Raw genomic sequence first — 23,033 nt, 5'->3', positions numbered from 1 at the left:
CCCCTGCACCTGGCGCTCAGCTGTCGTCGGCAAAGCCCGCTCACCGCGACTATCCTCGAACGTGTGGTTATAAAGTTTCGATCAGGCGCCCTCGTCGGTAAAGCCGGCGCGGTGGGCGTAACAGTCGTCGCGGCCGCGCTGCTTCTCACGGGTTGCAGCGGCGGTGCAGGCAACGCAGGCGGCGGGCCCGCAGCGGCCCCCGAGCCCGAGGTGCTCTCGGCCACGGAAGCTGGCGGTATTTACCTCGACGCGGTGTGCCCGGTGAACGCGGCGTGGGACGACGTCGACGTCGAACTCGAACGACTGCGACTCACCGTCTCGCGCGGTGAAGATGACACGAGACGCTTCGCGGCTGCAATGGAGAAGGTCGCCCAGCAGAGCAAGGCCGCGGCGCGTGCGCTCGACCCACGGGTGCTCGATAAGGGTGGGCATGCCTGGCCCGACTCCGCCCTCGACGAGATCGAGGCGGTGCAAGAGACCCTCGAGGCCGATGAGAAACAGGCCACGAAGGTATCAAAACTCGATGCCGCCGAGATTCTGGCATACGCCTGGCAGGGCAGCACCGAGCTCGGCACCGCCGCGAGCGAGGCACGCTCCGTGCTCAGCCTGCCCGCTGACGGCGAGAGCGCGTGCGCGCAGTGGGCAGAGCAGGCCGCGGCTGAGGCGGCGGCGAAGAAAGCTGCCGCAGAAGAAGCGGCTCAGCAGGCTGAGGAAGACGCGAGGAAACAAGCAGGCTCCGATAAGCCAGCAGACTCCGATACGCCCGCTGAGAAACCGAAGGCGAAACCGTGACACACGAACTGCTCAACAACTCACCCGCGCCCGCAGACGGCGCGCGTGCAACGGCGCTCGCGGTCGAACGCGCGGTGCGTGCGGCGGCGCGGGCGGGCAACAGGCTGCTGGCCGCGGGCACTGCCCGCGTGCTCGTCGAGCACGACGCCTCGAGACGCGCGCTGCTTAGCACCCTCGCGCGCATGGGGGTACGCGAGGCTCGCTCCGGATCCCCGGTAGATTTCATCTTTGTCGATGGCGGGGCCACCACGTTCGACGCGGCCGAAACGGTACCGGCAGCGGGCGTTCGACCCGAGGCTCAGGCCCGGCTACCCGCCGTTGTCGTGGGGCTCGATGGCTCAGTCGCCTCACCGCGCGGGGCGAGCCCGGCAGCGCGCATCGACTGGGCCGAGCGCGGCATGCCCGCCACCGCCGTGCTCGCGCAAGAGCTCTCCCGCGGCGTGGGCGCGGGCGTGGGCGTGGGCACAGGCCTGGTCGCAAGCGATCGGGGAGCCGCGAGCACCGCGCCCAAAGTCGCGGTGAGTTTGGTACTCGAACCCAAAACGGCCGCGTTTACGCGCACACTCGTCGCGGCGGGGTGCGAGGTGGCAGTGTTTAGCGCGGTGTCTGAGACTGACCCCGAGATCGCGCGTGAGCTTGCGGGCGGCGGCCAGGTGACCGTGTTCGCCCCGCAAACACACACCCCAGAAGACGCCGTACGCGATGTCGACGCCCGCCACGCTGCGGGCATACTGGATTGGGCACCCGACTACCTGATCGATGACGGCGCGCACCTGATTCGGCTCGCGCACACCGAACGCCCCGGCGCGCTCGCGGGGTTGCGGGGCGCGGCCGAAGAGACGACGAGCGGGGTACGGCCGCTGAGGGAAATGGCGGCGGCGGGCGCGCTGCGGATTCCCGTGATCGCGGTGAACGATGCGCGCACAAAAACCGGGTTTGACAACCTGATTGGTACGGGCCAGTCGTGCGTGTTTGCGATCTGTGACCTGCTTGACGACAACCGAGCAAACATGCCCTACACCGGAGCCTTCGGCACCCACTGGGTCGTCGTGGGCTACGGACCCGTGGGCGTGGGGGCCGCCCGGTTCGCGGCGGCGCTCGGCGCGCGGGTGACGGTCGTCGAACATGACTCTGTACGTGCGCTTGCCGCGCTGCACGACGGGTTCGAAGCGTGCGGCATGGAAGATGCGATCAGTGATGCCGATGTGGTCGTGAGCGCGACGGGGGTGTGGCACACGATCACCGCGGCTCACTTCGCGGCGATGCGCCCCGGCGTCGCCGTCGCTGTGGCGGGCGGCATTGACGATGAGCTCGCGCTCGACGAGCTGCGGGCCCGCGGCTGGGCCGAGACCGTGGTGAGTCCTGGCACGTCTGTGCATAGCCTGGCCGAGTGGCGTGCACCAGGCGCCGCGCGGGGGCCGATCGTGCTCGCGGGCGGCGGCGGCATCAATTACACGGCCGCTGAGGGCAACCCGATCGAGGTGATGGACCTGTCGTTTGCCACGCAGGTGGCAGCGCTCATTCGGCTCATGCGTGAGCGCACGCCGCCCGGTGTGCACGCGCTGTCGGCGGCCGAAGAAACGCGGGTCGCGCGCGCGGCGCTCGCCGCGCGCGGCGGTGGGGCTGATCCGGCGCCAGAAGTGATGCGTGCCGGGGGAGCCGCGCAGCCGTGGCCGGTGCACCGGTACCGTACCCAGGCTGGGGCGGGCGAGACGGCCTAGACTCGTCTGGTGAGTTCCCAGCAAGAAATCGTCGTTTACAGCGCCGCCCTCGTCTTTCCCGTCACCAGCCCGCGCATCGCAGACGGTGCGGTCGCGGTGCAAGGCGACCGCATCTTGCACGTGGGTGACCGCCGCTGGGTGCTCGAGGCGCTCGCCGATCGCGGCGCTCGCTACCGCGAAGAGCGGTGGGACGGCGTGCTCGCGCCGGGCCTCGTGAACGCGCACACGCACCTGCAGTACACGCACATGGCAGAGGTGGCGACGCGCAGCTACAACGGATTCGATGACTGGGGTGACGCCTTCGACGTCGTATACGACCGGGTGGGACACGACTGGGCGACCGCCGCGGCAGACGGCGCCGCGATGAGCCTTGCGGCGGGCGTGACCGCCGCCGCAGACGTCGTGACCGACCGCGAAGCGCTGTCGGCGCTGCACGACGCCGGCATGCACGGCATCGCCTACTGGGAGGTGTACGGCGCAAACAACGCCGGCTGGACCCCCGAAGCAAAAGACGCTGTGCGCGAGCAGATTCGGCAGATCCCAGCGCCCCCCGGGGCGGGCGTCTCGCCGCACGCGCCCTACTCGCTCGACGTGCAGCCGCTGCTTGAGCTGCCCGACATTGTGCGCGAAGAGGGGCTCCGACTACACATTCACCTCGCCGAGGCGCACATGGAGCGCGAGTTCGACGGCATCGACGGGTATGCGGGCCCGGGCGGTCACGGCTCGTGGCCGGAGCTTGGCGCCGACAGCTTCAGGGCGCTGCGCTCGCACGGCATCGGTGTCTCGTCGACCCAGTTCGTCGACCACCTGGGCGTGCTCGGCCCCGACTGCCACATTGCGCACGGCGTGTACGTCAGCGCCGAAGACCGCGCGCTGCTGCGTGCCCGGGGCACGAGCGTGGCGCTGTGCCCCCGCTCCAACGAGGTCATTGGGCTCGACATGCCGCCCGTCGCCGCGTACCTGCGCGAGGGCAACCAGATCGCGGTGGGTACCGACTCGCTGTCATCGTCGCCGTCGCTCGACCTGCTCGCCGACGTCGCGAAACTCTATCGCGTGGCCCGCGACCAGGGATACCGCGGCGACGACCTGCACCAGCGGCTCTTTGGGGCGGCGACGCTCGGCGGGGCCGAGGCGCTCGGGCTGCACGTCGGCAAGAACCGGATCGGGCAGCTCGGCGTGGGGGCGATGGCCGACCTTGCGTTCTTCAGCGTGCCCACGCACAACCCCGACGTCGCGCTCGCAGAGCTCGTTGAAGCGGGCGCAGGCCGCGCCCGGCGCACCATCGTGGCGGGCGTCGAGAAGTTCAACGCCTCGACCCAGTAGCGGTCTGTGCCAGCCACTCGCCCCAATTCGTACTAGTCGTAACCGGAGTGTTACGCGCAAAGGTCAGACGTCGCCGCGCGGTCTCGTAGACTAGCTGATGGTCTTCGACGCCGTAGCCCCGCGCACGCGTTCACAGGTTTCGCACTACCTCGTTCACCTATCTAGGAGTACTCGTATGTCTCGCACGTCACGTGCCCTCGCCACCGTTGCTGCCGGTGCCGCCGCCCTGCTTACCCTCGCCGCCTGCTCGTCTGGCGCTGCCGATACCGCGACCGGTGTGGGCCCGGTCACCGAGGGCAAGCTCACGATCGCGACGGGCGAGCCCGCGTACGCACCCTGGGTGATCGACAACAACCCCGAGTCGGGCGAGGGATTTGAGTCGGCCGTGGCCTACGCTGTAGCAGACGAGATGGGTTACGCTCACGATGACGTCGTGTGGGTGCGCACCCCCTTTGAAGCGGCCATTGCGCCGGGCCCCAAAGACTTCGACATGAACACTCAGCAGTTCTCGGCCACCCCCGAGCGCGAGAACGCGGTCGACTTCTCGAGCCCGTACTACGTCACCACCCAGGCAATCGTCGCGACCGAGGGCACGAAGGCCGCGACGGCGAAGTCGCTGAAGGATCTCGACGGCACCGTGTTTGGTGTTGCTTCGGGCAGCACGTCGTTCACGGTCGCTGAGAAGGTGTTTGGTGACAGCGCAGAGGTGCGGGTGTTCAATAACCTTGACGATGTCGTCGCTGCGCTCAAGAGCGGCACGATCGACGCGCTCGTGACCGACCTGCCGGGCGCTTTCTTTGTGCGCGATGCGCAGCTCGACAACGGTGTGATCGTCGGCCAGCTCGCCGACGAGGCCGGCGACGAGTTCGCCTTCCTGCTGCCCAAGGGGTCAGACCTCACGGCAGACGTTTCGAAGGCCGTCGATGCGCTGCGTGACAACGGCACGCTCGACAAGCTTGCGGCCGAGTGGATCGCCGACCAGGGCGCCCCGGTTCTCAAGTAGCGTTTCGCTCAAGTAGCGTCTCGCGTTTGCGGCTCCTCAGGCCTCGCGTAGCCGCCCTCCACCCAACGACAGGATCCCCAAGTTGACCCACACCGTCAGCGCTATCGAGCTTGACCGCCGCGCGTACCGTCGCGCGCGCGGTCGCCGCTCGGTGTTCGTGAGTCTCGCGAGCACGCTCGTGTTCGCCGCCGTCTTAGTCATCGGGCTGATGTCGAGCCCGGGCTGGGCGCGCGTGCAAGAGACCTTCTTCGACTGGGATGTCGCGGTGCAGTCATTTCCGCGCATCATCGAGGGACTGTGGCTCAACATTCAGGTGCTCGCCATTGCGGGCGTAGGCGTCGCCGTCTTGGGCACGCTACTCGCGGTGGCGCGCACACTTAAGGGCGCGGTGTTCACGCCGATCCGGCTGCTGGCGGCGGGCTACACCGACCTCTTTCGCGGTATTCCGGTGCTGCTCGTGCTGTACCTCGTCGGGTATGGAATCCCGGGGCTTCAGCTCACGGCCAAAATGCCCCCGCAGTTCTGGGGCACGATCGCGCTGATCCTGTGCTACTCGGCCTATGTCGCCGAGGTGCTGCGCGCCGGCATCGACGCGGTGCACCCGTCGCAGCGTCTCGCGGCGCGCTCACTGGGATTAAGCCACGGCAAGACGCTGCGCATTGTGGTGCTGCCGCAGGCGGTGCGCAAGGTGACGCCCGCGCTCATGAATGACTTCGTGTCGATGCAGAAAGACGTGGGCCTCATCTCGGTGCTCGGCGCCATCGACGCGGTTCGTGCCGCACAGATCGAGACCGCGATGGCCTACAACTTCACGCCCTATGTGGTCGCGGGGTTGCTGTTCGTACTGCTGTCGCTGCCGTTCATTCGCATCACAGACATGCTGACGACTCGCGCCCAGAAGCGCGAACAGATCGGAGGTGTCGTGTGAGCGACGCAACGCAGGCTGGCGAGACTCAGGCAGCCAAGACCAGCACCCCCGTGCTCGATGTGCGGGGCGTCTACAAGAAGTTTGGCGACCGGCCGGTGCTGCAGGGCATCGACCTCGCCGTCGAAGCGCACGAGGTCGTCGTGCTCATCGGCGCGTCTGGCTCGGGCAAATCGACGCTGCTCAAGACGATCAACCTGCTCGAGCAGATCGACGACGGCCAGATCATGCTCGGCGACACCGACATCTCTGACCCGGCGGTCAACACCGACAGGGTGCGCGCCCGCATCGGCGTCGTGTTTCAGCACTACAACCTGTTTCCACACCTAAACGTGCTCGATAACGTGACGCTCGCGGCGCGCAAGGTGTTTGGCACCCCGCGCGCGAAGGCCGAGGCGCGCGGCCACGAGCTGCTCACGCGCATTGGGCTCGGGGACAAGGCAAAGGAATTTCCGGATCGCCTCTCGGGCGGCCAGCAGCAGCGCGTCGCGATCGCCCGTGCGATCGCGACCGATCCGGAGCTGCTCTTGCTTGATGAGATCACGAGCGCGCTCGACCCGCAGCTGGTGGGCGAGGTGCTCGACCTCGTGAAGGAACTCAAGGCGGCGGGCTCCACGATCGTGATGGCGACGCACGAGATGTCCTTTGCGCGCCGCGTGGCCGACCGCGTGGTGTACCTGAAGGACGGTGTGCTCATCGAATCGGGCACCCCCGAGCAAATCTTTGAGCACCCCGAGCGTGAAGAGACGCGCGAGTTTCTGGCGCGCCTGCGCGACCCCTTCGAGCAGTAACCCGTCAGCGGGCTCACCCGCCAGCGGGCATTCTGCGCGACGGCCTCTCCACGTCGTTCTGCGCGACGGCCTCTCCACGTCGTTCTGCGCGACTGTTTCACCACGTCATTCTGCGCGACGGCCTCTCCACGTCATTCTGCGCGACGGCCTCTCCACGTCATTCTGCGCGACGCAGGAGTCGCAGAATCCACCGACCGCGCAGACAGCAAGCTTCAGGTAAGATGGGTCTCTTATGTCTGAAACCGCTAACCGCCCGTTTGGGCCGACCGAGCAGCTCGCTATTTGGGTGCTGCTGATCTCAACGTTCGTCGTCATCTTGAACGAGACGGTGATGGGTGTCGCCCTGCCTAAACTCATGACCGACCTTGAGGTTTCGGCCGTCGCGGGGCAGTGGCTTACCACCGCGTTTCTGCTCACCATGAGCGTCGTGATTCCTATTACTGGCATGCTGATTCAGCGGGTGAAGACCCGCACGCTGTTTATGGTCGCGATGGCGCTGTTCACCGCGGGCACGCTGATTGCGGCGACAGCACCCGGCTTCGAAGTGTTGCTCGTCGGCCGCGTCGTGCAGGCCGGCGGCACCGCGATCATGATGCCGCTACTCATGACGACGGTCGTGACGCTGGTGCCAGAAGGCCAGCGCGGCAGGCTCATGGGCCGCATCGCGATCGTGATTTCGGTGGCTCCCGCACTGGGGCCGACGCTCTCGGGGCTCATCTTGCAGACGCTTAGCTGGCGGTGGCTCTTCATCATGATGCTGCCGTTCGCGCTGGCGGCGCTCGCATTTGGTATTGCTCGCATGCCTAATGTGGGGGAGCGCAGCCATGCACCGATTGATGCCGTGTCGGTGGTGCTGTCGGTGCTCGCCTTTGGCGGGCTTGTGTACGGCCTCAGCCTGGTGGGCGACGCGGCTAACGGCGCTGCTGTCATGCCGCCGTGGGTGCCTGTTGCGGTGGGCGTGGTGACGCTCGCGCTGTTTGTGTGGCGCCAGCTGGTGCTGCAGCGCGGGGATCGCGCGCTGCTCGACCTGCGCACGTTCAAGTCGCACCCCTTCACACTGTCGGTGATCCTGTTCGTGTTCAGCTCGATCGCGCTGTTTGGGTCGCTCATCTTGCTGCCGATCTACGTGCAGAGCGTGCTCGGCTACAACACGCTGCAGACTGGGTTGCTGATGCTGCCGGGCGGCCTGCTGATGGGTCTGCTAGGCCCCTTCGTAGGGCGCCTCGTCGATTCCAAGGGGGCGCAGTTCGTGCTGATCCCGGGCACGCTCATCACCGCGCTCGCGCTGTGGAGCATGGGGTTGTTTACCGACACCACCCCGCTCGCGCAGGTGCTCGGCACACACTTGGGCCTGAGCCTCGGGCTCGCCGGCGTGTTTACGCCCCTGTTTACCGTGTCGCTAGGATCGCTCGACACGAAGCTCGCCTCGCACGGCAGCGCCCTGATCTCAACCGCGCAGCAGGTCGCCGGCGCTGCTGGCACCGCGCTGTTTGTGACGGTCATGACGCTCGTATCGGTGCAGGCGGCGGGGTCACCCCAGGCCGTCGACCCGCACGATCTCGCCGCCGGTACCCGCGCAGCGTTCTTGCTGGGTGGCGCGGTGTCGACGATCGGATTCGTGCTGGCCTTCTTCGTGCAGGACCCTGCGCACACGAAGGATCCTGCGCCGGCCGCGAGCGCGGCTTAGGAGACTGCGTGTGAGGGCACGACGGGGCTAGCGGGCTCCTCGGTAACCCGCTGTGTGCGCGTCCGAAAATCAATTGTCAGCTTGGATCGATTCACCGACCTGACTCGCGATGTCGGGCTCGTCGCCAACAACTAGGAAAACTATTTCTGGCGGTGCGCGTTATTAGAAGCACTGTCTGCTGGCATTCAAACGGCACGAACCCGGTCATACGCACAGGCGCCAGGACATCGTGCGGCCAAAAGTGGGTGTTATCGGTCCTGATAACACCCACTTTTGGCCGCACGGCCTCTTTGCCAGAGGAGTCGATCTTTGGTGCAAGGGATGTCGGCGAAGTCTCATACGCCTGGGCTATTGCCTCAACGCTTCGACAGGTGCACTGCACGCCAGTACTTAAGAGGCATGAGCCAGGACCTATGACAGGGGTGTAAAGAACATCCAACCGGAGTTTATGGGTGTGTAGAGTGAAGAACGATGACCAGCGAGAGATGTGACTGCTTTCTTGCACATACGTGCCAGCAGACGGAACGCTCCGCGGTACCTCTGACTTGGCGGGGCTTCGTGCTCCTCGTCGCGGCTCCTTTGCTACTTGTGGCAGGCTTCGTGGTGCTCACTTCGATGGGTTGATAAGCGCTAGTCCAGCGCGCTGATCGAGCGCCGCACGACCTCGGCGAGCTGCCGCACCGCGGCCGACGGGCCGCCGGGGCCCGCGGGCGCCGCGAGAATCAGCTCGCGGGCAAACCGCGGGTCGTCGATGGGGCGCAGCACGACCCCCGCCGGGGGTGTGCTGCCCACGAGGCTCGGCACGAGCGCGACGGCCATGCCAGCCGCAATCAGGCCGAGCACGACCGAGTAGTCGTCGGTGCGAATCGCGGCGTCGACCTTGTGGCCTCCCGCCGCGAAGACCTCGTGCAACAGGTCATCGAGCGTATCGCCCGGGGTCGACCCCATGACCCAGCGTTCGCCCGCGAGATCCAGCAGCCGGTCGGCGTCGAACGACGCGTGCTTCGCGGCCGGGTGACCTTCGGGCAGCGCGAGCAGCATCGGGTCGGTGAACAGGTGCGTCGTGTGCACCTCAGCACGAAATGGCAGCTTGTACCCGCCGGCCGCGTACACGAGCGCCGCGTCGAGCGTGTGCTGGTTCACGCGGGTGACGAGCGGCGCGAGCTCCTCGAGGGTCGCATCGAGCTCGATACCGAGCTCTGTGATGCGGCTCGCGATGCCCGGCAGGAGCCTCGCCGCCGCGGTCGGAAACGTGCCAAAGCGCAGCCGGATCCGTCCAAGCTTCGCCAGATCCCTCACGTCGGTGAGAGCCCGCTCTGCGAGGCTCAAGATCTCCTCGCCGCGCTCAAGCATCAGTGTGCCCGCGGTGGTGAGGCGTGAGCCGCGGGTGCTGCGGGTGGTGAGGTCGGTGCCGACGAGCCGGTCGAGGTTGCGCAGGTGGTAGTCGACGGTGGGCTGGCTCCAGCCGAGGCGCAGCGCGGCGCGCGCCACCGACCCCTCGGCAGCGACGGCGCTGAGAGCTTGAAGCTGGCGTACGTCGATCATGGAGTATCACGGGTCCCTTCGATGCCGTTGCCCGCTCTGGGCACTTGGCTCCATACAGTCTATTACGCCCGAGAGTCGTTTCACGGGTTCCGTTCGCGCAGCATTCCGGCCACGCTGAAGGTATGTTCGATCACCACACTCACGACGGCCGCGCCGGGGTCGCCGCATCCGAGGTTGCCGCATCCGAGATCACCGCACCCCAACCCGCTGCTTCACCTGCCACCGCAGCAGCCACCGACGCGAGCCCCGCGCGCGGCGGCGAAGGCCTGGGTGCACTCGCTGGGTGTGGCCTGCAGCAGTGGCCATTGGTCGACAGGCTCTCGCCCGGGCAGCGCGGGGCGCCGTACGCCGACGCGCTGCGGCGTTTCGCCGAAAGCTCGCCACTGTCGCTCATGGTGCCGGGGCACGGCAATGATCCGGCTGGGGGCGCCGCGCACATTGCCGACCTGTTTGGTGAGCAGGTCGCGCGCATGGACGTGCCGTTGATGCTCGAGGGCATTGACCTGGGCGATGATTCACCGCTCGCCCACGCGCGTGAGCTCGCGGCCGAGGCGTGGGGCGCGTCACGCACTTGGTTTCTGACGAACGGCGCGTCGCAGGCGACGCGCACCGCCGCGATCGCGGTGCGCGGGCTGGGGGAGCGGGTGCTCATTCAGCGCAGCATGCACTCGAGCTTCACCGACGGAGTGCTGCTTGCCGGGCTGATGCCCGCGTTTGTGATGCCCGCGATCGATGCCCGCCACGGCATTGCACACGGGCTCACGCCGGCGGCCCTCGACGCCGCGCTCACGCGGGAGGCGGCAGCGGGGCGGCCCGTGACGAGCGTCTACGCCGTCTCGCCGAGTTACTTTGGGTCGACCGCAGACGTGTCAGGGCTTGCCGAGGTGGCGCACGCACACGACGCAGCCCTGATCATCGATGGGGCCTGGGGTGCGCACTTCGGCTTTCACCCTGAGCTGCCTGAGTCGCCCGTGCGCCAGGGGGCAGACCTGGTGATCTCGAGCACCCACAAGCTCGCGGGCTCGCTCACACAGTCGGCGATGCTGCACCTCGGTCACGGTCCGATCGCGGCGAGGCTCGCGCCGCTCGTTGAACGCGCGTTCTCGATGACGTCGTCGACGTCGATGAGCGGGGTGCTGATGGGGTCACTTGACCAGGCCAGGCACGCGCTCGTGACGAACGAAGCCCGCATCGGCGAGGCTGTCGCTGCCGCGCAGCAACTGCGCGAGCTGCTGCGGGCCGACCCGCGGTTTAGCGTGATCAGCGACGAATTTGGCAGCTTCGATGACATCGTCGCCACCGACCTGCTGCGCGTGCCCATCGATGTGTCGAGGCTCGGCCAGAGCGGCCACTGGGTGCGCAGCCGCATGAATCACGGCCACGGCATCTACCTCGAAATGTCGACGGCCTCGAGTGTCGTGGCGGTGATCGGCGCGCTGGCGGTCCCCGATATTGAACGTGTCATGGCGGCGCTTGGCAGCGTCGCTGACGAGGCGGCTACGCTTACGCCCGATGCGGCTGCGACCGGCGGGTTTCCGGCGCTGCCCGCGCCCGGGCGGCTGCTCGAAGAACCGCGGGTCGCCTACTTCGGCGACAGTGAGACGGTGCTGGCTGGTGAGGCGGTCGGCCGCATCTCAGCCGACACGCTCGCGGCTTACCCGCCCGGTATTCCAAACGTGTTGCCGGGTGAAGAGATCACCGCCGAGACGGTGGCCTTCTTGCAAGCGGTGGCGGCCTCGCCCACGGGTTACGTGCGCGGCGCCGTCGACCCGCTCGTCGCGCAGTTTCGAGTGGTGAAGTAGGTGTAGCGGGTGGAGCGGGCGGGGCGGGTGTCGCGCCGCACCCGCACCGCACCCGCACAACCGCAAGCGAGCACGAGCAGGTATCAAAACGACGAGTCGGTGCGATAAATACGTATTTATCGCACCGACTCGTCGTTTCGATGCCGCCTCGTCGCCGATGCGGGATCCACTGACCACCCGCTCGCCTTCTCCCAACAAAAAAGGCGCCGCCCAGACGGGCGGCGCCTTTTGAACCCGACTACCGGGCCCCCACTACTTCTTCTCGACTACTTCTTCTCGAAGAGGTTGCCGATGAGGGTTGAGCCGATGAGCACGATGGCGAGGATCACAACGCCTACGATCGAGATCGCGACCACGTCAACGGGGTGGCCTGCCGACGAGTAGGGGTTTGCCTCGGGGCCCACGTGCGCGAATGCGGGGGTGGCCACGAACACCGAAGCAAGAGCTACGGTCACGGCGGTGGCGATACGGGTGCGGATCTTCACGGATGTCTCCTCGCGAGTCTGAGCTGCCGAAAGTGGCGGGTGCCAAAATGGCGATGTCACCATCCTAGCCGGTTGCGGCGCGCGTCGCGGGCGCCCGCGCCAGGCAGCCCTAGGATCGAAGATATGGACGCTGCGCGCACACCAACGATCATCGATGAAATCGCCGAGGGCTGGGTCGACACCGTCGCCGAGCTGGCCCCAACGGTGGGCACCTACATTGGGCGCACCAGCGTGACGCTCGCTGACTACTCGCCAGAGGGCGCCGAGGCGCTCGCTGAGGCTGAGCGGCGCACGCTCGCGCAGCTTGAAGCGGCCACGCCGGTCGACGCGGTCGATGAGGTGACGCGCCAAGACCTGTCGGCTGAGCTGCGGCTGTCGCTCGCGCAGTACGAGGCGGGCGAGCACCTGCGCGACCTCAACGTGATCGCGTCACCGATGCAAGACATGCGCGACGTGTTCGACCTGATGCCTCAGGGCACTGCCGAAGATCGGGCACGCATTATCGAGCGGCTGCGCGCTCTTCCGGCCGCGGTAGCGAGCTACGAGCGCTCGCTCGCCGAGGGCGCGGCGCGCGGCATGGCGCCCGCGCTGCGGCAGGTTACCGAGGTCGCGGCCCAGGCCCGCCGCACCGCAGGCACGCCCGCGGCCCCCGGCTTCTTTGGCGCGCTCGCTGCTTGCCTCGGCGACAAAGCGGGCGCGACAGCGCACTCTGGGGCGGCCGCGGGGCGTGACGCGGCGCTCGCGCAGGACCTTGAGCTAGCGAGAAGCGCGGCAAACGAGGCAGCTGCGGCCTACGACGGGTTCGCCCGGTTTCTCGAGACCGAGATCGCGCCGCACGCGACGGCGACCGACGCGTTTGGGCGCGACCGGTACGAGCTCGCCTCAGAGGGGTTCTTGGGCGCGCGCGTCGACCTCGACGAAACCTACGAGTGGGGCCTCGACGAGCTCGCGCGCATGGTCACAGAGCAAGAGCGGGTCGCCGCCGAGATCGTGGGCGGTGGGCCCAGGCCGGGCATCGTGGCAGAAGCGATCGCGCAGCTCGACCGCGACGAGACACGCAAACTGCACGGCACCGCCGCGCTGCAGCAGTGGATGCAGCGGGTCAGCGACCGCGCGGTCGCAGAGCTCGGGGCGACGCAGTTCGAGATTCCCGACGAGATTCGCACGCTCGAGTGCATGATCGCGCCCACGCAAGAGGGCGGTATCTACTACACGGGGCCGAGCGACGACTTTGCGCGCCCGGGCCGCATGTGGTGGTCGGTGCCCGAGGGTGTCGAGACGTTCGACACCTGGCGCGAGCTAACGACCGTGTACCACGAGGGGGTGCCCGGGCATCACCTGCAGATCGGGCAGGCTGTCGTGAACCGCGGCACACTCAACGAGTGGCGTAGGCAGCTCGCGGGCACATCGGGGCACGCCGAGGGCTGGGCGCTCTACGCCGAACGGCTCATGGAGCAGCTCGGCTACCTTGACGACCCCGCCGACCGGCTGGGCATGCTCGACGGGCAGCGCATGCGGGCCGCCCGCGTGGTGCTCGACATCGGCGTGCACCTCGGCAAAGAGCGGCCCGGCGGGGGCGGCGCCTGGACGGGCGACTACGCCTTCGAATTCATGAGCCAGCACGTCAACATGGAGCCCGCGTTCGTGCGCTTCGAGGTGCTGCGCTACCTCGGCTGGGCGGGCCAGGCGCCCTCGTACAAGATCGGGCAGCGCATCTGGGAGGAACTGCGCGAGGAAGCTCGCGCGCGGGCCGAGGGATCCGGATCGAGCTTCGACGTGCGCGAATTTCACCGCAGGGCGCTCGCTCTGGGCGGAGTGCGGCTCGACACGCTGCAGCAGGCGCTGCGCGGCGGGTTGGGGGAGCGAGCATGACGCGCGACGAGCCGGGCGTAGCGGGGCCTGGGGCCGTAGTATCTGGACCCGCGGTGCCCGTGCTCGCGGCGGAGGCAGGCTGCCCCTGCGGGCGCGGTGAGTCGTATGGTGCGTGTTGCGGGCCGCTGCACGCGGGGGAGCCCGCGCCCACCGCAGAGCGGTTGATGCGGTCGCGGTACACCGCGTTCGCGCTGGGGCTGGTCGATTACCTTGAGCGCAGTTGGCACGAAACGACGAGGCCCGAGGAGCTCGAGATCGACCCCGACGTGGTGTGGCGGCGACTGCTCATCGAGCGTGTCGAAGCGGGCAGCCCGTTCGATCGTGAGGGGTTTGTGACGTTCACCGCGATCGGCCGCGGCCCCGAGGGACGCTTCGAGCAGCGCGAGCGCAGCCGCTTCGTGCGCGATGCGGCCGGGCGCTGGGTGTACGTCGACGGCGAGGCCGAGTTCGTTTAGCCGCAGCGTGCGGGAGGGAGCCCGAGAAGGCAGCCTCCCGCCGGCTAACGAATGTAGACGTCGAGGTGGTTGCCGAACGTGCCGCGGTCGTAGATTTTGCCGGGGTACCCGAACGGCGTGTCGAAGACGGCACCCTTCGGGTGGTCGCCCGCGAGCACAATGTAGCCGTCTTCGTCTGCGACGTATCCGCCCGCGTTGACGTGGCGGCCCGGGATCGCGAGGCCTGGCCCTGGCAGCACCTGCTGGCTATAGAACGTGAAGCGGTAGCCGCTCCAGTTCACGACTCCGCTGAAGAGAAACTCTTCGAGGGAGTACTCGGCAGGCGACGCCTTTGACAGCTGCGCTGCCGCGCCGATGCCGGGAGCCACGGCTGTGGCTTCCTCGACGCCGTCAATGCTCGTGTCGAGTTCCGTGATGGTGGCGTCGGTGCTCTGCAGCGTCTGCGCAGTGCGCGCGCCGGGAACACCGCCTGCGCCCCCGTCGAGGGCGAACGCCGTGGTCATCGAGAACGGCGCGAGCGCGGCGGTGCCGAGAAACACGCAGACCGTGGCCACGGCGCCCGCCGCACGTACACGAGAAGTATTAGCCACGCTGGCGCTGTACCCAGGCTTCAACGGCGTCAGCCTCACGGGGAATATCGGCCGAGAGGTTCACGCAACCGTCTGCGGTGACGACGATGTCGTCCTCAATGCGCACACCGATGCCGCGGTACTCGGCCGGCACGGTGAGGTCGTCGGGCTGGAAGTAGAGACCGGGCTCGATGGTAAACACCATGCCCTCCTCGAGCTTGCCGTCGAGGTACATGTCGCGCCGCGCCTGCGCGCAGTCGTGCACGTCCATGCCGAGGTGGTGGCTTGTACCGTGCACCATGTAGCGACGGTAGTACGCAGTGCCGTCGTCCTCGGGCAGAAACCCCCACTCGCGGGTCTTGCGTTCGATCACGGCCATGGCCGCGTCGTGCACGTCGCCAAAACGAATGCCCGGGCGCACGATCGCGCGCGCCGCGTCTGCGGCCTCGAGCACTGCCTCGTAGACCCGACGCTGCACGTCAGAGAAGGTGCCCGAGACGGGAATCGTGCGCGTGATGTCGGCCGTGTAGAGGCTGTCGAGCTCGACGCCCGCGTCGAGCAGCAGCAGGTCGCCGTCGAGTACGGGACCGTTGTTCGTGATCCAGTGCAGCGTGCACGCGTGAGGGCCAGAGGCCGCGATCGTTTCGTAGCCGACGGTGTTGCCGTCGAGGCGTGCGCGCTGGTTGAAGACACCCTCGACGATGCGCTCACCGCGTGGGTGCGCACTCGCCTGCGGCAGCGCCGCGAGCACCTCATCAAAACCCTTAGCCGTGGCGTCAACGGCGGCCTGCATCTCGGCGAGCTCGTAGGAATCCTTCACGAGGCGCAGTTCAGACGTGGCTCGTGCGAGCTGCGCGTCAGCGAGAGTACGGTCGCCCTCCTGGGCGGCGAAGTCAGCGAGCGGGGCGGTACGCACACCGAGCGCGGCAGCGACCTGCACGAGAGACGGGCGCGCGCCGATCCAAAACTCGCCGATCTCGGGGTTCGCGAAGAACTCGTCGCTGTCGCGGCCCGCACGCTCACGGAAGTAGAGGGTGGCCTCGTGCGTGGCGGCCGACGCGCCGGGAGCGGCCGGGTCGAGCACCAGGATCGCGCCGGGCTCGGAGTCTGCGCCCCAACCGGTGAGATGCGCGAACGCGCTGTGCGCACGGTACTGGTAGAACGTGTCGTTGGAGCGCTGCTTCATAGCACCGGCTTCAATGACAAGCCGCTCACCGACAAACTGCGCACCGAGAGCGGCGCGACGCTCGGCCGCAAAAGGAGCCGCGGCCAAGAGGTTCGGCGTGACCTCGGGGCGGTCCGCCCAGTGCTGTGAAATGTACGAGGTAAACACGTCGCTTTGCGGCGTCGTGCTGCGGTTGGTGTTGTCAATCTCCACCTCGTGGGTGGTCTGCGCGCTCTCGGTCATGCCTGCCATTGTCTCACCCCGGCCTGGGCGTGACGATAGAGCGGCATAGCGAGTGTCGCCCCTCGTCATACAATGGCAAGATGGCGCATCTTTTGGCAGGCGTTGGCTTCGACCTGCACACGCACTCAGCGTTTTCAGACGGCACGACGTCTCCGACCGAGATCGCAGCCGAAGCAGAGGCGGTGGGGCTCGCGGGCTTTGCGCTCACCGACCATGACACGATCACGGGGTGGGAGGAGGCCAGGGCAGCCGCTGCCGCCCACGGGGTCTCGTTTGTGCCAGGCATCGAAATCACGACGAAGCACAATGGTGCTTCGCGGCACCTGCTCGGCTACGGCATCGACCCTGCGCACGGTGAACTGTTCGCCGCGCTGGGAGAGGTGCAAGTGGCCAGGCTCACCAGGCTCAAAGAAATGGTGCGGCGGGTGGCCGTGGATTATGCCATCACACTCGAAGACGTCGTGGGGGCGGGCGATGTTGCAACGGTCGGCCGACCGCACATCGCCGACGCGCTGGTAGCGAAGGGGTACTTCGCAGACAGGTCGACCGCGTTCGAAGAAATACTGCACCCGCGCTCACCGTACTACTTGGGCACGCTCGCGATCGACACGCGTGAAGCGATCAGGCTCGTCACTGAAGCGGGCGGCGTCTCGGTGCTCGCCCACCCCGCCGCATTTCGGCAGCGCGCAGCGATCGCTACCACCGACATTGCCGAGCTTGCGGCGTCGGGGCTATGGGGCATTGAAACTGATCACCCCGAGAACCGGGCCGACTGGATGCCGCCGATTGTCGAAGCCGCGGCGCGGTTGGGCCTTGAAACAACGGGGTCAAGTGACTATCACGGGGCGGGTAAGCCCAACCGCTTGGGGGCGCACCGCACCCAAGCAGCAGTGGTCGCCAGGCTGCGTGAGCGCGTCACCAACCCGCAGTAATTCCGCCGGCCCAGGCACCCGGCGCGATGAAACATTCCGTAGTTGCGCGGGCGTGGATTCTGCGATCGACTCCGTCGCCGCAGAATGACTGGGTGGGGTGTCGCCGCAGAATGACGGGGTGGTGCCTGCCACCCCGTCACATCGCGGCTACTCTGCGGCTGCTTCGGCCGACGGTGTCGACTGCGCCGACTCGCCAGCAGCGGCGCCGCCCGTGGTGCGACGGCGGCGACGGCGACGCGTGCCCGAAGCACCCTCGCTCGTGGTGTCCTTAGCGGCGTGCTTGAGGGCGCCGTCGAGCGAAGCCCCCGGCTCACCCCCGCCCGCGAGGTCGTGACCGTGCTGCTCGTGACCGTGGGGCTCGTGGCGGCCACGGCCCTGCGGGTTGGCGCTGCGGGTGCGGCGGCGCGTGCGTGTGCGGCCCTCGCCCGAGCGCTCACCGGCGCCAGCGCTACCCGCGCCATCACTGGCAGCGCCACCGCCGCTACGCGCACCAGCGCGGCGTGCGGGTGCGCTCTCCTTCACGGGAGTGGCCTTGAGGCGGCCCTTTGATCCCTCGGGAATGTTCAGGTCAGTGAACAGGTGGGGGGACGACGAGTAGGTCTCGACAGGCTCGGGCACACCAAAGTCGAGCGCCTTGTTGATGAGCGCCCACTTGTGCATGTCTTCCCAGTCGACGAACGTGACCGCGATGCCGGTGCGACCGGCGCGGCCGGTACGCCCCACGCGGTGCAGGTACGTCTTCTCATCCTCGGGCACCGTGTGGTTGATCACGTGTGTCACATCGTCAACGTCGATGCCGCGCGCGGCGACGTCGGTCGCGATGAGAATCTCCTTCTTGCCCGCTTTAAATGCGGCCATGGCACGCTCGCGCTGATCCTGATTGAGATCGCCGTGCACCCCGGCCGTGCTGAAGCCGCGGTCGGTGAGCTCCTCTTGCAGCTTGGCAGCGGCGCGCTTGGTGCGCATGAAGATGACGGTCTTGCCGCGACCCTCGGCCTGCAGAATGCGGCCGATCACCTCGTCTTTGTCGAGCGAGTGCGCACGGTAGATGATGTGCTCAATGTTCGCCTGCGCGAGCCCCTCGTCGGGGTCAGACGCGCGAATGTGCACGGGGTTTGACATGAAGCGGCGCGCGAGCGTGACGATCGTGCCCGGCATGGTTGCCGAGAACAGCATCGTGTGGCGCACCGCCGGCACCTTCGAGAACAGCTTCTCGATGTCGGGCAGAAAGCCCAGATCGAGCATCTTGTCGGCCTCGTCGAGCACCATCTCGCGCACCTTCGACAGGTTGAGCAAGCGCTGGCTTGACAGGTCGAGCAGGCGGCCGGGCGTGCCCACGACGATCTGCGCGCCAGCCTTCAGCTGCTCGATCTGGCCCTCGTACGCCTTACCGCCGTAGATCGGCACGACGGTCGCCCCGCGCCCGGCAGCCGCCAGCTCGAGGTCTTCGTATACCTGCACGGCGAGCTCGCGGGTGGGCACCACGATGAGCGCCTGTACGCCGGGCTCGGGGTTTGCGCCAATGCGCTGCAGCACGGGCAGACCAAAGCCAAAGGTCTTGCCGGTGCCGGTTTTGGCCTGGCCAATAATGTCTTGCCCCGAGATCGCGAGCGGAATCGTCTGCTCTTGAATGGGAAAAGCTTCGGTGATGCCCTTGGTAGCTAGCTGGTCGACCATGTCTTGGTCAACGCCGAGTTCGAGAAATGTCGTCACGTGTGCGTCCTTGTCGGTGTGCGGTGCTGCGCACGCAGTGTTCAAAGGCGCAGCGGCGGGGGCTCCTGCGGCACCCGCGGTGAATACGTACCCGGCCAGTCTATTCCAGTAAGCGTGCGCACCGGGGCTAAACTGGCGGGGTGTTTGAATGGATTCGAGGCCTGCGCAGGCAGTCAGCCCCCGCCCGCAAGCTGCGTTCACGCGGCGACTCAGCTGACGCTGAGCGCGTAGAACTTGCCGAGTTTGCGCCCGGGATCCTGCCGTTTCTGGGGCTCACCTCGTACCTGCAGCTCGAGCTGTATGAGGCCGCGACCCGCGCCGTCTCGGGGGCGCCCACGCTGCAGGCCAAGAACGTGCTCGCCCATGTCGCGGGCCAAACCCTCGATAAGCACCAGCGCCTCACTCAAGAAATAAGGGACCGCGGCCACGAACCGCACACGCTCATGTCGCCCTACGCCGGCGTGATCGACGCGTACGTCGAGCGCATCGAGACGACCGACTGGCACCAGCACGTGCTGTCGCTGTACCTGGTGGGGGGACTGTTTGACGACTTCTTCGCGAGCCTAGCGCGAGGCCTTAAAGACGGCTTTCGCTCTGACGCGATCTCGATTTTGCAGAGCGAGACGGGCCGCGGCGAGCTGAAAGAGCTGCTCGAGGGCGAGCTCGCGGCAGACGATGCGCTCGGCAGCTGGCTCGCGGTGTGGGGCAGGCGACTCGTGGGCGACACGCTGCTCATGTCGCGCGCGGTGCTCACGCTCAGCGAGCGCCGTGACTTTGACGCGAGCGAGGTGGAGCCCGTGTTCACCGAGCTTATTGCCGATCACATTCGCCGCATGGACGCGCTCGGCCTCACGGCCTAGCCGCTGGCCCACGCAATGCGCAAACCGTTACTCACTCAAGCGAACACGCCCCACTGCGACTACTTCGAGCGCGGGGTATGCCGTTCGTGTGTGCTCATCGAGACGCCCTACGAGCGGCAGCTCGCCGAGAAAGAAGCCCGCTGCAAGAGTCTGCTCGCCTCGGTGCCCGAGGCCGCCTGGCTCGAACCCGTCGAGGGCGGAGTCACCGGCTTTCGTAATAAGGCGAAGCTCGTAGTGGGGGGTGTGCCCGGCGACATCACGCTCGGTATTCTCGGGCCCGATCAACGCGGCGTCGACCTGCGCGAGTGCCTCATCCAGTCGCCCGAGATTCACGCTGTGATCCCCGCGATCGCGCGGCTGCTCGAAGAGTCGAACCTTGCGCCCTACGATGTGCCAGCGCGCCGCGGGGAGCTCAAATTTGTGCACGTCACCTCGTCACCGGCCGGCCGCCTCATGCTGCGCTTCGTGGTGCGCAGCGCGCACGCTGCCGACCGGCTCACCCAGCTGAAGCCGCGGCTTACCCAGCTGGTGCCCGGCATCGAGGCCGCCTCAATCAACCTGCTGCCCGAGCACAAGGCGGTGCTCGAGGGCGACGAAGAGCGGCCACTCATCGGATCCTCGCTCACCATGCAGCTCGGGCCAATCGCGCTGCACCTGCTGCCACGCAGCTTCTTCCAAACGAACACCGCCGTCGCGCGGGCGCTCTACGCCCAGGCCGCCGAGTGGGTCGCGGCAGCTGGGCCCGCCTCCCTCTGGGATCTCTACTGCGGCGTCGGTGGCTTCGCGCTGCACTGCGCACCGTCCGTGGGTTCCGGATCCGGATCGAACGGTGAGGCCTTGGCCCCGGGCCCGCAGGTGACGGGCGTCGAAATTAGCGAGGCAGCGATCGATTCGGCCGTGCGCAGCGCGCGCGAGGCGGGGCTGGCCGCGCACTTCATCGCGGCAGACGCGACCGCGTTTGCGCTTGGAGCGCGCGAGGTGCCCGAGATGGTCATCGTGAACCCGCCGCGCCGCGGCATTGGGGCGGAGCTTGCCGGGTGGCTCGAAGCGTCGGGCATTGAACGCGTGATTTACTCGAGCTGCAACCCCGAGTCGCTCGCGCGTGACCTCGCCGCCATGCCTGGTTTCAGGGTGCAAAGCGCGCGGGTGTTTGACATGTTTCCGCACACGAAACACCTCGAGGTGATGGTGCTGCTCGAACGTAGGTAGCTCACAGCGCACGAAAAGTGCGAAGATGAACCGGTGAACATCGTATTGGGAGTGACCGGCGGCATTGCCGCGTACAAGGCCGTGCTGCTCGCCCGGCTGCTCGTGGAGGCGGGGCACGACGTGCACGTCATACCGACCGATGACGCGCTCAGGTTTGTGGGCAAGCCGACATGGGAGGCGATTAGTCGCCACCCGGTCACCACCTCGGTGCACGAGGATGTCGCGTCGGTGCGGCACGTCGCGCTCGGGCAGGGCGCCGACCTCGTGATCGTGGCTCCCGCGACGGCGAACACGATCGCGCGCATGACCGCGGGGCTCGCCGACGACCTGCTGGGAACGACACTGCTGGCGACGCGCGCGCCGGTGCTCATCGCGCCGGCGATGCACACCGAAATGTGGGAGCACCCCGCCACCCAAGACAACATGGCGATTCTGCGTGCGCGCGGCGTGCACGTGGTGGGCCCCGAGAGCGGCCGGCTGACCGGTGACGACTCCGGTGCGGGCCGCATGAGCGAGCCCGACCAGATCGCGGCGCGCGCGCACGAGCTGCTGAGTGGTGGTGCTGGCGCTCGTGCGGGTGCTGGTGCTGCTGGCGGTGGTGCTGCTGAAGCAGACAGCGCCTACGGCGGTGTCGCGGCGGCGGGTGGGCTCGATCCGGAGCTTGACGATGGGTTCGCAGCCGGAGCAACGACCGCGCTTGGCGCGCTCGATGCCGATATTGATATTGATGCTGATGCTGAAGGCGACGATGCGGCGGTCGCGCCTGGGCTCGCTCCGGGGGCTGCTTCGGCTGCCCCGTGGTTTGCGCAGGAGGAGGGGGACCCCGTGCCTGCGCAGGATCTCGCGGGGCTGCGCATGCTGGTGACGGCGGGCGGTACACGCGAGCCGATCGACCCCGTACGGTACCTGGGTAACCGGTCGAGCGGCAGGCAGGGGGCGGCGGTCGCCGCGGCGGCGGCGCTGCGTGGAGCGAAGGTCGTGCTGCTCGCAGCCAACATTGATGAGGCCGTGCTGGCGCCGGTGCGCGAGTTGGCGGGCGTGCGCGTGGTGCCCGTGGGCACCGCGGCAGAACTCGCCGATGCGGCGCAGGCGGCGGCGCTGGGCGCCCAGGCCGTGGTCATGGCGGCAGCGGTGGCCGACTACCGCGTAGCGAACCGGTCAGAGCAGAAGATACGCAAAGAGGACTCGCCCGGCGAAGCCCCCACGATCTCGCTCGTCGAAAACCCCGACATTCTCGTGGGGCTGGTGCGCGAGCGGGTGGCCGACCAGATTATCGTCGGGTTCGCGGCAGAAACCGTCGAGAGTGAAGAGGAGCTGCTCGAGCGGGGGCTGCGCAAGCTGGCCCGCAAGGGCGTCGACCTGCTCGCGGTGAATGCTGTGGGATGGGACGCGGGCTTCGAGTCGGCCGACAACACGCTCATGGTGCTCGATGCCGACGGTCACGTGGTGACCAGGTCGTCGGGGAGTAAGCGCCGCGTGGCAGACAGGCTACTCGACGCGGTGCGCGAGGAGCTGCGCGACTTTTAGCGGGTGCTGCGGATAGACCGTTTTGGCGGGTGCTGTGGAAAGGCCGTTTTGGCGGGTGCTGTGACGAGGCTGTTTTGGCGGGTGCTGCGACGAGACGGCATCGAAATGACGAGACGGCATGGAAAATGCGTTATTTCCATGCCGTCTCGTCATTTCGATGCAGAGTCGTGGGGAGAGCTCTACTAGCTGATGAAGCCGACCTTGCGGGCGGTCTCGCCGCCGAGCTCCACGTATGCGATCGAGCGGGTAGCCACGAGGTACTGGTTACCCTTCTCTGAGGTCAGCGACACGAGCGGGGCGTCGTTCGTGATGGCAGCTTCGATGAGCTCGCGCACATCGGCGGCCGCCTGCTCGGTCTCGAAGGTGAGCTCACGGGGGGAATCCTTGATGCCGATGCGAACTTCCACGGTGCCT

General features: G+C 67.5%; 20 protein-coding genes. 14 read left to right on the top strand and 6 right to left on the bottom strand.

From position 1 onward, the window contains the following. The first annotated feature begins 63 nt into the window (after nt 1-63). The 7 genes from ACXR2T_RS01975 to ACXR2T_RS01945 all read left to right on the top strand — a co-directional run bounded on the left by ACXR2T_RS01975 (nt 64) and on the right by ACXR2T_RS01945 (nt 8,242). The gene (locus ACXR2T_RS01975) at nt 64-792 is read left to right on the top strand and encodes a hypothetical protein (protein ID WP_458838299.1); all 729 of its coding nucleotides are present in this window, start codon (nt 64-66) and stop codon (nt 790-792) included. Continuing rightward, a complete protein-coding gene (locus tag ACXR2T_RS01970; protein WP_458838300.1) occupies nt 789-2,513 on the top strand; it encodes an adenosylhomocysteinase in 1,725 nt (574 codons plus the stop codon). Before ACXR2T_RS01975 ends, ACXR2T_RS01970 begins: the two co-directional genes overlap by 4 nt. A 9-nt stretch (nt 2,514-2,522) precedes the next feature. Continuing rightward, nucleotides 2,523-3,836: an amidohydrolase family protein gene (locus ACXR2T_RS01965; protein ID WP_458838301.1), complete on the top strand. Its 1,314-nt coding sequence runs from the start codon at nt 2,523-2,525 to the stop codon at nt 3,834-3,836. Nucleotides 3,837-4,011: 175 nt separating this feature from the next. Then, nucleotides 4,012-4,839, top strand: coding sequence for an ABC transporter substrate-binding protein (locus ACXR2T_RS01960; RefSeq protein WP_458838302.1), 828 nt, complete (start codon nt 4,012-4,014; stop codon nt 4,837-4,839). Between the two features lie 82 nt (nt 4,840-4,921). Continuing rightward, on the top strand, nt 4,922-5,767 hold the full coding sequence (locus ACXR2T_RS01955) for an amino acid ABC transporter permease (RefSeq protein WP_458838303.1): 846 nt from the start codon (nt 4,922-4,924) through the stop codon (nt 5,765-5,767). Then, nucleotides 5,764-6,555 (top strand): amino acid ABC transporter ATP-binding protein, encoded by a 792-nt coding sequence (locus ACXR2T_RS01950; protein WP_458815170.1) that lies wholly within the window; start codon nt 5,764-5,766, stop codon nt 6,553-6,555. The genes ACXR2T_RS01955 and ACXR2T_RS01950 overlap by 4 nt, the downstream gene beginning before the upstream one ends. Nucleotides 6,556-6,787: 232 nt before the next feature. Next, on the top strand, nt 6,788-8,242 hold the full coding sequence (locus tag ACXR2T_RS01945) for a DHA2 family efflux MFS transporter permease subunit (RefSeq protein WP_458838304.1): 1,455 nt from the start codon (nt 6,788-6,790) through the stop codon (nt 8,240-8,242). A 630-nt stretch (nt 8,243-8,872) separates the two neighbouring features. Here ACXR2T_RS01945 and ACXR2T_RS01940 read toward each other — a convergent pair. Next, the gene (locus ACXR2T_RS01940; protein ID WP_458816797.1) at nt 8,873-9,787 is read right to left on the bottom strand and encodes a LysR family transcriptional regulator; all 915 of its coding nucleotides are present in this window, start codon (nt 9,785-9,787) and stop codon (nt 8,873-8,875) included. 122 nt (nt 9,788-9,909) lie between these two features. Between ACXR2T_RS01940 and ACXR2T_RS01935 the strand changes: the two genes are divergently transcribed. Then, nucleotides 9,910-11,589, top strand: coding sequence for an aminotransferase class I/II-fold pyridoxal phosphate-dependent enzyme (locus ACXR2T_RS01935; RefSeq protein ID WP_458838305.1), 1,680 nt, complete (start codon nt 9,910-9,912; stop codon nt 11,587-11,589). 266 nt (nt 11,590-11,855) lie between these two features. On the opposite strand, the gene ACXR2T_RS01930 is transcribed toward ACXR2T_RS01935, so the two are convergent. After that, nucleotides 11,856-12,074 carry a hypothetical protein gene (locus ACXR2T_RS01930; RefSeq protein ID WP_458816801.1) on the bottom strand — a complete coding sequence of 73 codons (219 nt, stop codon included), beginning with the start codon at nt 12,072-12,074 and terminating at the stop codon, nt 11,856-11,858. A 123-nt stretch (nt 12,075-12,197) separates the two neighbouring features. Here ACXR2T_RS01930 and ACXR2T_RS01925 point away from each other — a divergent pair, with 123 nt between their 5' ends. Next, complete coding sequence (locus ACXR2T_RS01925) at nt 12,198-13,946, top strand: DUF885 domain-containing protein (protein WP_458838306.1); 1,749 nt, start codon at nt 12,198-12,200, stop codon at nt 13,944-13,946. After that, complete coding sequence (locus tag ACXR2T_RS01920) at nt 13,943-14,401, top strand: YchJ family protein (protein WP_458838307.1); 459 nt, start codon at nt 13,943-13,945, stop codon at nt 14,399-14,401. The genes ACXR2T_RS01925 and ACXR2T_RS01920 overlap by 4 nt, the downstream gene beginning before the upstream one ends. A 44-nt stretch (nt 14,402-14,445) precedes the next feature. Here ACXR2T_RS01920 and ACXR2T_RS01915 read toward each other — a convergent pair whose 3' ends face one another. Then, nucleotides 14,446-14,991 (bottom strand): hypothetical protein, encoded by a 546-nt coding sequence (locus ACXR2T_RS01915; RefSeq protein WP_458838308.1) that lies wholly within the window; start codon nt 14,989-14,991, stop codon nt 14,446-14,448. Beyond that, entirely contained in the window at nt 14,984-16,378 is a 1,395-nt protein-coding gene (locus ACXR2T_RS01910; RefSeq protein WP_458838309.1) for an aminopeptidase P family protein, read from the bottom strand. The genes ACXR2T_RS01915 and ACXR2T_RS01910 overlap by 8 nt, the downstream gene beginning before the upstream one ends. Nucleotides 16,379-16,458: 80 nt before the next feature. Between ACXR2T_RS01910 and ACXR2T_RS01905 the strand changes: the two genes are divergently transcribed. Then, the gene (locus ACXR2T_RS01905) at nt 16,459-17,310 is read left to right on the top strand and encodes a PHP domain-containing protein (protein ID WP_458838310.1); all 852 of its coding nucleotides are present in this window, start codon (nt 16,459-16,461) and stop codon (nt 17,308-17,310) included. 147 nt (nt 17,311-17,457) lie between these two features. Here the strand turns inward: ACXR2T_RS01905 and ACXR2T_RS01900 are convergent, their stop codons facing one another. Beyond that, entirely contained in the window at nt 17,458-19,023 is a 1,566-nt protein-coding gene (locus tag ACXR2T_RS01900; protein ID WP_458838311.1) for a DEAD/DEAH box helicase, read from the bottom strand. Nucleotides 19,024-19,163: 140 nt separating this feature from the next. Between ACXR2T_RS01900 and ACXR2T_RS01895 the strand changes: the two genes are divergently transcribed. From ACXR2T_RS01895 to ACXR2T_RS01885, 3 genes are read left to right on the top strand one after another with little or no spacing between them, the layout of a single operon-like run. After that, on the top strand, nt 19,164-19,883 hold the full coding sequence (locus tag ACXR2T_RS01895) for a ferritin-like fold-containing protein (protein ID WP_458838312.1): 720 nt from the start codon (nt 19,164-19,166) through the stop codon (nt 19,881-19,883). A 15-nt stretch (nt 19,884-19,898) separates the two neighbouring features. Continuing rightward, the gene (locus ACXR2T_RS01890; protein ID WP_458838313.1) at nt 19,899-21,092 is read left to right on the top strand and encodes a methyltransferase domain-containing protein; all 1,194 of its coding nucleotides are present in this window, start codon (nt 19,899-19,901) and stop codon (nt 21,090-21,092) included. Nucleotides 21,093-21,125: 33 nt separating this feature from the next. Next, on the top strand, nt 21,126-22,619 hold the full coding sequence (locus tag ACXR2T_RS01885; protein ID WP_458838314.1) for a bifunctional phosphopantothenoylcysteine decarboxylase/phosphopantothenate synthase: 1,494 nt from the start codon (nt 21,126-21,128) through the stop codon (nt 22,617-22,619). A gap of 182 nt (nt 22,620-22,801) precedes the next feature. Here the strand turns inward: ACXR2T_RS01885 and ACXR2T_RS01880 are convergent, their stop codons facing one another. Next, a complete protein-coding gene (locus ACXR2T_RS01880) occupies nt 22,802-23,026 on the bottom strand; it encodes a DUF3107 domain-containing protein (protein WP_458816821.1) in 225 nt (74 codons plus the stop codon). Nucleotides 23,027-23,033 lie beyond the last annotated feature (7 nt).

Source organism: Leucobacter faecis (assembly GCF_054456635.2).
This window is presented reverse-complemented; position numbering and strand designations above follow the sequence as displayed.